Below are 12,344 nucleotides of genomic sequence, written 5' to 3'. Positions count from 1 at the left end.
GAATTTCAGGACTGCGGCACATGCATGAGCATCCGCTTCACCGTTTTTTCAAATCCAGGCGTGAGCAGCCGATTTTCCAGTGGGAGCGCTTTCAGCAGCGCGATGTACTGGTGATCGACCATCCACATTGCCAGGCGGTGTTCAGCCGTCAGGGCGCGCAGTTGCTGCACTTCAAGCCAACCGGGCAGAAACCCTGGCTGTGGTGCGCTGCCAAGTGGCCGCAGGTGGGTGCGATCCGCGGTGGAGTACCGATCTTCTGGCCCTGGTACGGTCGCCACCCCAGTGAGAACGCATGGCCATCCCACGGCTGGGCGCGCTTGATCGACTGGAAACTGCTCGACAGCAGCAGCGACGAAGAAGGTGTGAGCCTGCACTGGCGCTTGCAGTTGTGCGATTGGCAGGTGGATTTGCATGCGCGCCTGGGCGAAGAAATGGAGTTGCGCCTGAGTACTGAACACCAGGACGACGAACCCTGCCAGGTGAGCCAGGCGCTGCGCGCGTATTGGCGTATTGGTGATGTTGCCGAGGTAGCGCTGTCTGGCCTGGACGGGGTACACGGCTACGACCAGTTGAACCGTGAGGTCTGCCAGCAGAAGGGTGAATTGCGGGTTGCGGGGGGGTGTCAGCGGGTATTCCAGCATGAGGGGGAAATGCAGCTCAATGATCATGCCTGGCAACGGGCCTTGAGCATCGACACGGGTGATCAGGGCAGTACAGTGGTCTGGCATCCTGGCAAGCGGCCGTTGCTGGGCGTGAGCTGGAACGAAGTGATGGGTTTTGTGTGCGTGGAGTCCACCAGCGGCGGCACCCATAACCAGGCCCTTGCCCCGGGCGAGCAGGCGCATTTGAGCTTGCAGGCGCGGGCGGGGTTGGTGGAGGCTTGAGGCGCTACTGGCTCAAGGTGTAATTGCTCAATGCTAAACTGAGCCGTTCTTTCAGCCCTGATCACTTGTGTAATCAGGGCTGAAAAACGTGTACACGCAGCTGTAAATATCGCTTTAAATATAGAACCGCCCTTTTTGCGGCACGCCTTGACGACACTCACCGTTAAAGTGGAGGGTTGGCACTGTTCAGGATCCCCAGGGTTTTGACCGGGAAGGCCAGCGCCTGTGTGGGATCGCTGCCCGTGAAGGCCACCTTGAACGTCACCTCGAGGGTGCAGCCGTCAGCCAGTTGCTGCAGATAGGCGGCGCCGGCGACTTTGCGCAAGTAACCTTGATTGACCTCGGTACCGTTCACTAAAGCGGCAGTCCATAACGTCAATATGTGCGGTGAACCATCGGCTTTCTGACCTTCCAGGCTCAGCCAGACTTTCTGGCCGATAGCGATAAAAGGCCAGGTGAGGATATCGACATTGACCCCGTTGGGGGCCAGCGAAATATCCAGTATTCCGCCAGTTTCCTTTTCCACAAAGATTTTATTGCTGATCTGCGCCATGGGAAGCGTGGCGATGTTCAGGTTCAGCACCTCCGATTGGAGAAGCCCGCCAGCACGGCTCACCCTGTAGCTCACTTCAACGGTTCTGCCCAGGTTGGCCCCTACCGCGTTCTTCGGTATGTCAAACAACACCCCTCCGCTCAAGTTGCCCGGTTTTTCCGCCAGGGCCGGGGTGCCTGCCCCGGCCACGCCTGTCCAGCTCAGGGTGATGATGTCGCTGGCGAGCATGCCCAAGTATTCAACCCGCACGGTTGCGCCTTCCTCCACTTGCATGGGGTCAAGGTGATTGCCGTTGGCCTGCAGCACCCTGGCGGCTTTGGGGTGTGCTGCGGCTTCTTCATACAGATCGTTTTCATCCTCGGCGATGCTGTACCAGGTCAGGTAGGTCTGGCGGCGCCAGTAGCCACTGGCGGTGATGGTCTGGGTAGGGCGGCCCAGGGGGTCGTAGAACTGCTGGTCGCAGTAGCCGAACAGGCGGAAGGACTCATCGTTGATGTAACGATGATGGTTGGCGAAGTAAGGCCGATAGACGCGAACCGCCAAGCCTTTGTTGTTGTATTCCACCCGTTCGCTGACGCGCCAGCGCTCGTTGGCCTGCACCTGTTGCGGCTCGCCTGCGAGGGTCTGCAGGTTGCCTTCGTCGTCGACGGCGTAAGCCAGGCCCGCCTCGACTTTTTGTTTGCTTTGCAAGGCGCGGCCAAAGCCATCCGCGGCGCTGATCTGCATCCGTACTTGCCGTTGCAGGTCGCCCGGGTAACGGTCAGCCTGCAGCACTGCCGACCAGGCCGGTTCACGAGGCAAGGCCAGCAGGGCCTGGCAGGTCGGCGCAGGCAGCTGATCTGGCGGGTACTCACCCTTGGCCAGGCGCGCTCGCGCACTGGCGCGCAAATAGCCGCCGGGCATCAGCACGCCCAGCTCCACGCCATTGGGCAGCAGGGTTTGCGCCGCCTGGCCCATCCAGCTGCAGGGCTCGTAGAACATGGCCGCGGCCATATCGCCCATGACCGTGCTGTCGGCGATGGCATGGTGTGCGCTGGCAGGTACCCATGTATGGCTGGCCATGTTGGCAAAGCCCACATCGATGGCGGCCTGGCTTGCCTCATCCCATTCCGTGCCCCAGAAAGTGGTCAGCACCACGCGGCCCATCGCGTCATAACGGGCTTCGCTGACATTTTGGTTGGGGTCGCGAATCCATTTGGCCTGCAGCGTGCTGTAGGTATAGATCACGTCAGTGATGCCGCTGTCAGGCGCCGTGAATCGATCAGGCAGCAACCACAGGTTGTCATAACTGACTCGGGAAGGGGTGACCCACACCACCGGCTTTTGTTCGAGCAGCAGGTTGAAGTGTTCGACGCCGGCGAAGGTTGAATAACCCGTGCGTGACGCCCACAGGTTGATGCCGGTATCGACGGTATTGCTCGCCGGGCGCCATTGGCCGACGTCTGTATAGCCCGCCGCTGCGAGCCGGGCGTTGACCTGCTCCGGGGTGGTACCCAGCAGGTTGGTTTCTGCGCCCTGATCATCTTTCACCACATAGGCTTGCAGGGCTGTGGCGTCCAGCTCGGCCTGTTCACTGTATTCAGGCAACGCATCAAAGTTGACTGTTCCGTCCGCGCAACCCTGGTACTGCACGCGGCTCTGGCCCGCGAGGATGCGCTGGCCATTCAAAGGCGTTGTGCCCAGTGGCGATTGCGGGCCAATAAAGGCTTCGTAGCCGATCTGCTCAATTGACGGGATAACGTAGGCGGTCTGTTGGCTGCGGTAGGGCAGACCGAGGCGCAGGTAGTCGGTCTGCCTGACATGCAGCAACCGCACCTGTGATTCACTCAGGTAGAAGCACTGTTGGGCATCATCTCGGGCATCTTGCCACCAGCGCCGCAAGTGGGCGTGCTCGACATTATCGGGGTAGGGCGGGAGGATGCCGGCCCGACGCGCACAGGCAACGGATACGCTGTGTGTGACGCTGCCATAGTCATCGATGGCCAGATTGATCTGGTGCTGGCACAGCGGGTCATCGGCCTGGCGCTCGTAGTTCAGGCTGCGCTGCTCGAAGGCCACAGGCAGCATGATGCAGTAGCGGTCGGTGTCGCTGCGGGCCTGCAGCAGGCGTACGCCATAGCGGTTTTGGGTCACGCTGTAAGGCACGGGGTTGCCGTCTGCGCCGAGGGTCTCGGTACGCAATACCGAACCGCTCAATGTGCGGGCCGCGTCATGCAGGGTCGAGGCGTCCCAGTCCGTGTGGAGTTGCTCGGTGCCATCAATGCGTTGGGTACACAGGGTGTCGCCCAGCGGGGCCAGCCGTTCATCACCGTCCCAGCCATCGTCTGCTGGCATGTGCAGGGCCTTGCCCGTATGGAACCAGGTCTTGCTCAGTACCGGCGCAGTAAACCCCTGGCCTTCGGCGCTGGCGGAGGATGTCTCGGTATCAGTTTGCAGCAACAGGCCGAAGCCGCGAAATTCCCGCTCCGCGCCATCGTAGTAGGCGTGCCGGTAGCTGAAGAACTGCGCCAGATGGTTGCCGGTGATCTGGTCCAGTTGGTGCTGCTCACTCACGACATGGATTGGAAAAGGCATTTCGGCGTTTGCCTGGGACGGGTCTGGCAGTTGGGCTTTCTCGTCCAGCCATTCCTGGGCCGAGGAGCGATAAACAACTTCGCCCGAGGTGCCCATGTTGTTGTCGGTGGCACACAGCAGATACGGTTTGTGGCCAGCCACAAAATCGCAGCGCCAGTGGTCGGGGGCAAGTGCCGGCAAGTGTGTGTGGCTGGTCACCACCAGGCTGGAGCAGCCCAACCCCTGCAGGTCGGCCACGCTGATGCTGGTCAGCGAGTCGTAGCGCAGCCCGGCAGGCAAGGCGAGGGTGACAGGCGGCGCGAAGCCGTGCCCGCTGAGGTTCATAAAGACCTGCACCGAACCGCTTTGCCAGTACAGGATATCGGCCGCGCCGGAACCATCCAGGTCGGCAAGGCGGATATGGGCCGGGTTGAATTCGCCGGCAAACTCGAGTTTGCCAAAGTTGACCGGCTCACCGAATCGTCCGCCTCCCAGGTTTGGCCAGCAGCTCACACCTTGCGCGCAGATGCGTACCAGGTGCTGTTGCCCCGAGCCCAGCAGATCACTGAACGCCACCAGATCGTAGCGTTCGTCGCTGACCACCGGCAGGGATGTTTCACCTGGCTGGCGAGCCACCTGCAGCGGGCTGTCGAACCCGCGGCTTTGCTGATTGGCATACAGGCGCACGCTACGCGTGCCGATCATCGCCAGATCGGACAGGCCGCTGCCCATCAGGCTGGCCAGTTGCGACTGCGGGCTGAAAAACTCGCTGGGGAAGGCCGCGAAAGGTGTGAAGTGCCGCCATTGCCGATGGCTGTCCAAGGTGAAAAACCCCGCAAGTGCAGGCTGGGCCAGCAACCAGTCGAGCTGGCCGTCGCCAGTGATATCTGTAAGCGCCTGGATCGTGGATGAGCCCAGGTTAGCCACGGGGATATGTTCGAGCCGCTCGCGGGGCGCATACGTCACGGCGTCTTGATGCTGGCCCGGCACTGGGTCGCGGATGGGGCGCCGGTAATACCAGGCGTTTTGCAGGCAATAGAGGATCCCGGCCAGGCCGTCACCGTACAGATCCACCAGTTGATAAAGCCCGGCATCAATACCCGGATCCTGCCGGGTGGACTGCGCGGCAAAAAACGGCGAGAAACTTGCGGACTCGCCAGTGAGGGTAAATGTGCTGTAGGCAAACTCCAGGGGCGGGTTAAATTGCGCATCCGCCCCGGCATATCCAATCACATGGGCAGCCGTCAGCAAGGAGGCTGCCGGCTGCTGGTTGTATTCCAGTTGCAGGCGCTGAACCAGCACGGGCTCGTCTTGCAGCAAGACCGGGCCGCTGTTGCCCGGGCCATCAGCGCACCAGTGAAACATCAGTACCTGATGGCACAGGCGCAGCGTGCGCTCTTCGAACCCGTAGCGGTAATTGCTGGTCGGGTCGGCGCGAAGCGGCCACTCGCTACCCGGGGTGCGAGGGTAAAGGGGCGTGGTCGTCAGTCGGGTGTCGGCCTCGCCATAATCAAACACCAGATCGAACAACCATTCGGGCACTACCGTTTGTTGCAGTACATAAGGCACCCGATCGCCCGTCAGGTTGCCGTAACGCGCGCGTTGCAGGTAACGATGGGTACTGCTGTCACGCCCTTGCCAGGCAACGGCGGTCGGGCCTGTCAGAGTGTTCAGGGATTTATCGTTTTCAGATAGGTATTCGTACAACACATGCTCGCCATTGGCGGCGACGGACTCTTCAAGAAACCACTCGGCCACCCAGGTCGAGGCACCCTGGCGATGTTGCAGACGCGCGTTTTCATTGTGGCCATACACATGGGCGGAGCCATCGGCGAGCTGAATCAGCCAGAACGAACCGGTTGCGCCAACATAATGCTCGAGGGTGCTGAATTCGCCTTCCACCCGTGGTCGGTAAGCGGTGACGGCATAGTTGCCGGTCAACGGCCGGCCGCGAAAAGCCGAGGCAGTACGCGTTGCGGGCTGGCCGCTGGCATTGCGCACCGGTAGCAGCACATCGCCGGAGGGGGACAGGTAAACCGGCTCGGCCATTTTGCCATTGCTGTCGGGTTCGTACTGGGGGGTGCCCTTGCTGGTTTGCCGACTGATGCAGGGGCGGTTGATTGACCAGCCCTGGCCGAACTCGGTGCGCCCGCCGGCGCTGCTGTAACTCAGGCTCAGGGCCGGGGCATAACCGCGCCCGGCGGTTATGGGCAAGGGGATGGCCACCGAGGCAGCCCCGGTCATGCCAACCGCTGCCCAGCCTTTGCCGAGGCTTTGAATCGCCCCGCCGCCTTTGGGCAGTGAGGGTGCAGAAATGCTGAGCGGTTCTTGAGCCATGATGATGAACTCCTGCAGGGCGAGAATTGCTTGAGGAACGGGACGCAACGGAAGGGGTGCAGGAGTGGCCGGGAGCCATGAACGGATGTTGGCAGTTGTTTGCCCGGCAATCGGAGCGTGGGTTGCCTGCTTTTTTATCAGGCAGGCAGACGCTGTAAACCGAACGCCGGGCAAGTGCCCAGGACGTTACCGTCTCGTTTGACCCTGCTGCAAAATGGCCCCGAGGAGTTCACGATAGGGCTGATTACAACACTTGTAACCTGTCAGATCTGACAGTAAAGAAGAGGGCAGAACGCGCCAATTAGCCTGCTTTCTTATAAAGCTGGGCATGGCGCCTACGACAGGGGCAGAAGAGGGCGTAGCCGATTGTCGGACAGACGAATGCGGCTACAAGGGGGCGGGGCAAATACTGTCAGTTGAATTCATCACCGACCGGGTAGCGGCTGGCGTTGAGGCTTTCTTTGATTTTGCGCAGGTGCGGCTGGAAGTCCACGCCACGACGCAGGGTCATGCCGGTGGCCAGTACATCCAGTACGGTCAGCTGAATGATGCGCGAAGTCATGGGCATATAAATGTCGGTGTCTTCAGGCAACGGGATATTCAGGCTCAGGGTACTGGCCTTGGCCAGTGGCGAATTTTCCGCGGTCAGACCCAGCACCGAGGCACCGTTGGCGCGGGCAATGCGCGCCACTTCCACCAGTTCACGGGTGCGACCGGTGTAGGAAATAATCACGAACAACTCACCGGTATGTGCCACCGAGGCGATCATGCGCTGCATCAGCACGTCGGCGTGGGCGGTGACGGCCAGGTTGAAGCGGAAGAACTTGTGTTGCGCATCCAGCGCCACCGGAGCAGATGCACCCAGACCAAAAAAGTGGATCTGCCGGGCCTGGATCAGCAAGTCGACAGCGCGGCTGATAAGGTTGGGGTCCAGTGCCTGGCAGGCACTGTCCAGCGAGGCGATGGCGCTGCCGAAGATTTTTTGTGTGTAGGCAGCCGGATTATCGTCAGCCTCGACGGCACGGCTCACGTAAGCTGCGCCGCTGGCCAGGCTTTGTGCCAGTTGCAGCTTTAATTCGGGGTAGCCGCTGACGCCAAATGAACGGCAGAAACGGTTGACCGTCGGCTCGCTGACCGATGCCGCCTGCGCCAGCGCAGCGATGCTGAACCGGGTCGCCTGCTGCGGGTTCTGCAAAATGATTTCGGCCACTTTGCGCTCGGCCTTGTTCAGGTCTTCGAGGCGGCCCTTGATCTGTTCGAGTAAATTTCGCACGCGGTCCATTTATGATCCTTGGGTCAGCGATGCAAGAACCGGGCTAAAGCGGTTCTGAGAGGTGGCCTATCCTACTGGTGGCCCGGGACGACCACTAGCAGGAATCTGTATTTTCAGAAAATGTTGTGTTTATTACTACATTTTTCCTTGAGTGATACCTTGAAAAAAGGTATTTGTAGCTTAACTTGATAAAAGAACAAACATCATGCCTTCGATTACGGTTGAACCGTGCACCTTTGCCTTGTTCGGCGCCCTTGGCGATCTGGCCTTGCGCAAGCTGTTTCCTGCCTTGTACCAACTGGACCGTGCCGGCCTGCTGCACGCCGATACGCGCATTCTCGCACTGGCTCGTGAGCCGGGCGACGCCTCCACGCACCTGGCACATATTGACAGCCAGCTGCGCCAGTACCTGGGCGAAAAGGACATCGAAGTCGAGGCGCTGAAGCGCTTCCTGGCTCGCTTGAGCTATCTGCATGTGGATTTTTTCAAGACTGAAGATTACCTCGCGCTGGCTGAACTGGCCGGCACCGAGCAGCGCCTGATCGCTTATTTCGCCACACCGGCGGCAGTGTACGGCGCCATTTGCGAGAACCTGTCCGCCGTCGGTCTGGCTGAAAACACCCGCGTGGTGCTGGAAAAACCCATCGGCTCGGACCTGGAGTCCTCGCGCAAGGTCAACGATTCCGTGGCGCAGTTCTTCCCCGAGAACCGCACCTACCGGATCGACCACTACCTGGGCAAGGAAACCGTACAAAACCTGATCGCGCTGCGTTTTGCCAACAGCCTGTTCGAGACCCAGTGGAACCAGCGCTACATCTCCCACGTTGAAATCACCGTGGCCGAGAAAGTCGGCATCGAGGGCCGCTGGGGCTACTTCGACAAGGCCGGCCAACTGCGCGACATGATTCAGAACCACCTGTTGCAGCTGCTGTGCCTGATTGCGATGGACCCGCCGGCTGACCTGTCGGCTGACAGCATTCGCGACGAGAAGGTCAAAGTGCTCAAGGCCCTGGCCCCGATCAGCGCCGAAGGCCTGACCACTCAGGTGGTGCGCGGCCAGTACATTGCCGGTTACAGCGAAGGCCAGTCGGTGCCGGGTTACCTGGAGGAAGAAAACTCCAACACCCAGAGCGATACCGAGACTTTTGTCGCGCTGCGCGCCGATATCCGCAACTGGCGCTGGGCAGGTGTGCCGTTCTACCTGCGCACTGGCAAACGCATGCCGCAAAAACTGTCGCAAATCGTCATCCACTTCAAGGAACCGTCGCACTACATCTTCGCTCCGGAGCAGCGCCTGCAGATCGGCAACAAGCTGATCATTCGCCTGCAACCGGACGAAGGTATTTCCTTGCGGGTGATGACCAAGGACCAGGGCCTGGACAAAGGCATGCAACTGCGCAGTGGCCCGTTGCAACTGAATTTTTCCGACACTTATCGCAGCACACGGATTCCGGATGCCTACGAGCGTCTGTTGCTTGAAGTCATGCGCGGCAACCAGAACCTGTTTGTACGCAAAGATGAAATTGAAGCGGCATGGAAATGGTGCGACCAGTTGATCGCCGGCTGGAAAAAGTCTGGCGATGCGCCCAAGCCGTACGCGGCGGGTTCCTGGGGACCGATGAGTTCCATTGCACTGATTACGCGGGACGGGAGGTCTTGGTATGGCGATATCTGATTTGAAACTGCCTGAAGGTGTGCATGCGCACACCTTCAAGAACCCGGCTGTCATGGCCGAGGGGCTGGCAAGCAGCGTTGCCGGGCAATTGAACCAGGCTATCGCCGAGCAGGGCATTGCCACGCTGGTGGTGTCCGGCGGTCGCAGCCCGGTGGCGTTTTTTGAAAGCCTGGTCAAGCAGCCGGTCGACTGGTCGAAAGTGGTTGTCAGCCTGGCCGATGAACGCTGGGTGCCGGTGGAACATGCTGACAGCAATGCCGGCCTGCTGAAGAAGCACTTGCTGCAGGGCCCGGCTGCCAAAGCGCGCTTTGTCGGTTTGTACAACGCTGCCGCCACGGTTGAAAGGGCGGCGCTGGAGGCGGATCAGGGGCTGGCCGAGTTGCCGCCGATCGATGTACTGATCCTGGGCATGGGCGATGACGGGCATACCGCGTCGCTGTTCCCCAACAGCCCGAACCTGAGCGAAGCCTTGCAACTGGACAACCCGCGCCGTTGCTGGGCGATGCTGGCGCCCACCGTGCCGCACCAGCGCCTGAGCATGAGCCGCAGCCTGTTGGCCAGTGCGAAACACAAGGTGCTGTCGATCCAGGGCCAATCCAAATTGAACACCCTCAACGAAGCGCTGGGGGGCACTGATGTTGCCGCCTTGCCGATTCGTGCCTTTCTGCAACCTACGTTAGAGATTTACTGGTGCCCATGAGCCAAGGATCAGCTGCCATGACAATAAAAACTGCGAACGTATCGATGGCGGATAAAGTCGCCCTGATCGACCAACTGTGTGCCCAGGCACGCATCCTGCCGGTGATTACCATCGCCCGTAAGCAGGACATCCTGCCGCTGGCCGATGCGCTGGCAGCCGGTGGTCTGACGGCGCTGGAAGTCACCCTGCGTTCCGAGTTCGGCCTTGAGGCGATCCGTGTGTTGCGTGATCAGCGACCTGAACTGGTCACCGGTGCCGGCACCGTGCTGGACCGCCACATGCTGGCGGCCGCCGAAGAAGCCGGTTCGCAATTTATTGTTACGCCGGGCATTACCCGTGACTTGCTCGAAGCCAGCGTGGCCAGCGATATCCCGCTGCTGCCGGGCATCAGCAATGCTTCCGGGATCATGGAAGGCTATGGCTTGGGTTACCGCCGTTTCAAACTGTTCCCGGCTGAAGTCAGCGGTGGCGTGGCGGCTATCAAGGCGCTGGGCGGACCTTTCGGCGAAGTGAAATTCTGCCCGACCGGCGGTGTTGGCCCGGCCAATATCCGCAACTACATGGCGTTGAAAAACGTGATGTGCGTAGGCGGCAGCTGGATGCTGGACAGTGAATGGATCAAGAACGGCGATTGGGCCCGGATCCAGGAATGCACCGCCGAGGCGCTGGCCTTGCTGGATTGATGTTTTAGCGACGAACTTGTTGTGTGTTCTACGGTTTTTGGTGCGCTTGGTCGGCGCACCTTTTTTTTTGCCTGAACACTACACACCAACTGTGGGAGCGGGCTTGCTCGCGATGATATCGCTGCGGTCTATATGAAAAACCGCGTCGTTAGCATCGCGAGCAAGCCCGCTCCCACAAGGGTTATGCATGAGCTTGCGAAAGCTCGCGCAACGCCCGTACCAGCTGGTTGATGTCTTCCAGCGTAGTGGCAAACCCTACGGTAATGCGTATACAACTGCCGCACGCCGAGCCATTGCGCGCTACGGTGAACAGGTTGTAATCCTTGAGCAGGCGTTCAGCCATCGGCTGCTGATCCTGCACATGGGTAAAGCGCAGTGAGGTGATCGCGCAGTACAGCCGCGGATCATCACTGACCAGCACTTCAATGCCCTCAATCTTGCGCGCCTCGCTGACCCACAGGTTACGCAGGTAGTTGAGCCGGGCCCCCTTGCCTCTGGCGCCGCCCATCTCATGGTGTTCCTGCAGCACCTTGGTCAGGGTCAGCCAGGCCGGGATGTTGACCGTGCCATACACGGCGCGGTTGCGCACATCCGGCTCGGGGTAGCGCTCGTTGCCCATATCGGGGTCGATGTCACCCAGGCGCTGCGGGTCGATATACATCAGGCCCAGGGTCAGTGGTGCGCCAATCCATTTGTGCAGGTTGAAACCGGCAAAGGCCACGCCCAGTGCCGGCAGGTCCAGTTCGATCTGCCCCAGGGCATGGGCACCATCGAGAATCACGTCCACCCCATGCTCTTTTGCCGCCGCAACAATCGCTTCCACAGGCATGACCAGGCCGGTGCGATGGGTAACGTGAGTGAGGGCCATCAGCTTGATCCGCGGGTTGCGCTCAAACGCCTGGCGATAGCTGGCCACCAGGCTTTCAAACGTGGCGGGGTGGGTGTGGGAAATTTCGATAATTTCAAGGCCGCGTTGGCGTGCAACCCCACGCATGGCGTACTCGACGCTGTGGTATTCCAGATCGCTGATCAGCAACTGGTCGCCCGCTTGCAGGCCGTTGTAGTTGCGGATCAATGATTGCAGGCCATCTGAGGCGCAAAAGGTCAGCGCCAGGCCGGCAGGGGCCACACCGAGCAGCCCGGCCAGCGAATCGCGAATTTCCAGGCCCTGGGTGGTATCGAAGTGCTGGCGCACAGGCACCGAGTTGTGGCGGTTAATAAAGTCGATATTGCGCTGGTAGTCCTGTGCCACTTCGCGAGTCATGCGCCCGAAGTAGCCGTTTTCCAGATTGATCGGCCCCATAGCTATGTCGTAACGCTGGGCGATGGCGTGCCAGAAGTGTTCGTCGCGGGCGTTGTCTTCAATCCTTGGCATGGGGCAACTCTATTAATGGCGAGGTTTGGGTTTTGAGTGTTTGGCGCGCAACGGGTCGAGCAGGTCCGACAGGCCGTTGTGATCGATCTCTTGCATCAGGGCCAGCAAGCCGCCCAGCTCTCCATGGGGGAACCCCTCGCGGGCAAACCAGTTGAGGTACTGGCCAGGCAGGTCGGCAATGATTCGGCCTTTGTATTTGCCAAAGGGCATTTCACGGGTGACCAGCAGTTCGAGTTTTTCGGGGTTCATGCAGTGGCCTTCAAGTGCGTACAGGCATGGGATGAAAAATACAGGCAATTTGCATGAAGGCC

Annotated in this window: 8 protein-coding genes; 4 read left to right on the top strand and 4 right to left on the bottom strand. The window is 60.3% G+C overall.

All coding sequences use genetic code 11. The features are described from left to right. Nucleotides 1-20: 20 nt before the first annotated feature. Complete coding sequence (locus AB3G35_RS20900) at nt 21-884, top strand: D-hexose-6-phosphate mutarotase (RefSeq protein WP_016782079.1); 864 nt, start codon at nt 21-23, stop codon at nt 882-884. A gap of 163 nt (nt 885-1,047) precedes the next feature. Here AB3G35_RS20900 and AB3G35_RS20895 read toward each other — a convergent pair whose 3' ends face one another. Both AB3G35_RS20895 and AB3G35_RS20890 read right to left on the bottom strand, forming a co-directional pair. Next, nucleotides 1,048-6,327: a SpvB/TcaC N-terminal domain-containing protein gene (locus tag AB3G35_RS20895; protein WP_106117183.1), complete on the bottom strand. Its 5,280-nt coding sequence runs from the start codon at nt 6,325-6,327 to the stop codon at nt 1,048-1,050. A gap of 412 nt (nt 6,328-6,739) precedes the next feature. Beyond that, nucleotides 6,740-7,600 (bottom strand): MurR/RpiR family transcriptional regulator, encoded by an 861-nt coding sequence (locus AB3G35_RS20890; protein ID WP_169845242.1) that lies wholly within the window; start codon nt 7,598-7,600, stop codon nt 6,740-6,742. A gap of 205 nt (nt 7,601-7,805) precedes the next feature. Here AB3G35_RS20890 and zwf point away from each other — a divergent pair, with 205 nt between their 5' ends. The 3 genes from zwf to AB3G35_RS20875 are packed head-to-tail and all read left to right on the top strand — an operon-like array spanning nt 7,806 to nt 10,658. Then, nucleotides 7,806-9,275: a glucose-6-phosphate dehydrogenase gene (gene zwf / locus AB3G35_RS20885; protein WP_095040032.1), complete on the top strand. Its 1,470-nt coding sequence runs from the start codon at nt 7,806-7,808 to the stop codon at nt 9,273-9,275. After that, nucleotides 9,262-9,975 (top strand): 6-phosphogluconolactonase, encoded by a 714-nt coding sequence (gene pgl, locus AB3G35_RS20880; protein ID WP_106117182.1) that lies wholly within the window; start codon nt 9,262-9,264, stop codon nt 9,973-9,975. The genes zwf and pgl overlap by 14 nt, the downstream gene beginning before the upstream one ends. Further along, nucleotides 9,972-10,658, top strand: coding sequence for a bifunctional 4-hydroxy-2-oxoglutarate aldolase/2-dehydro-3-deoxy-phosphogluconate aldolase (locus tag AB3G35_RS20875; RefSeq protein ID WP_169845150.1), 687 nt, complete (start codon nt 9,972-9,974; stop codon nt 10,656-10,658). The genes pgl and AB3G35_RS20875 overlap by 4 nt, the downstream gene beginning before the upstream one ends. A 181-nt stretch (nt 10,659-10,839) precedes the next feature. Here AB3G35_RS20875 and AB3G35_RS20870 read toward each other — a convergent pair whose 3' ends face one another. Continuing rightward, a complete protein-coding gene (locus AB3G35_RS20870) occupies nt 10,840-12,033 on the bottom strand; it encodes an aminotransferase class V-fold PLP-dependent enzyme (protein WP_095040030.1) in 1,194 nt (397 codons plus the stop codon). A gap of 12 nt (nt 12,034-12,045) precedes the next feature. Next, nucleotides 12,046-12,282 (bottom strand): DUF3820 family protein, encoded by a 237-nt coding sequence (locus AB3G35_RS20865; RefSeq protein WP_016782086.1) that lies wholly within the window; start codon nt 12,280-12,282, stop codon nt 12,046-12,048. Nucleotides 12,283-12,344: the final 62 nt, after the last annotated feature.

The sequence above is a fragment of the Pseudomonas sp. WC2401 genome, assembly GCF_041200115.1.
Classification (GTDB): domain Bacteria; phylum Pseudomonadota; class Gammaproteobacteria; order Pseudomonadales; family Pseudomonadaceae; genus Aquipseudomonas; species Aquipseudomonas fragi.
Note: the sequence above shows the minus strand (reverse complement) of the source record. Positions and strands in the feature narration are given on the sequence as shown.

Excerpts from the sequence above, each read along its gene's own strand:
- AB3G35_RS20900 (WP_016782079.1), top strand. The coding sequence starts at position 21 with ATGCATGAGCATCCGCTTCACCGTTTTTTCAAATCCAGGCGTGAGCAG.
- AB3G35_RS20895 (WP_106117183.1), bottom strand. The coding sequence starts at position 6,327 with ATGGCTCAAGAACCGCTCAGCATTTCTGCACCCTCACTGCCCAAAGGC.
- zwf (WP_095040032.1), top strand. The coding sequence starts at position 7,806 with ATGCCTTCGATTACGGTTGAACCGTGCACCTTTGCCTTGTTCGGCGCC.
- pgl (WP_106117182.1), top strand. The coding sequence starts at position 9,262 with ATGGCGATATCTGATTTGAAACTGCCTGAAGGTGTGCATGCGCACACC.
- AB3G35_RS20875 (WP_169845150.1), top strand. The coding sequence starts at position 9,972 with ATGAGCCAAGGATCAGCTGCCATGACAATAAAAACTGCGAACGTATCG.
- AB3G35_RS20870 (WP_095040030.1), bottom strand. The coding sequence starts at position 12,033 with ATGCCAAGGATTGAAGACAACGCCCGCGACGAACACTTCTGGCACGCC.
- AB3G35_RS20865 (WP_016782086.1), bottom strand. The coding sequence starts at position 12,282 with ATGAACCCCGAAAAACTCGAACTGCTGGTCACCCGTGAAATGCCCTTT.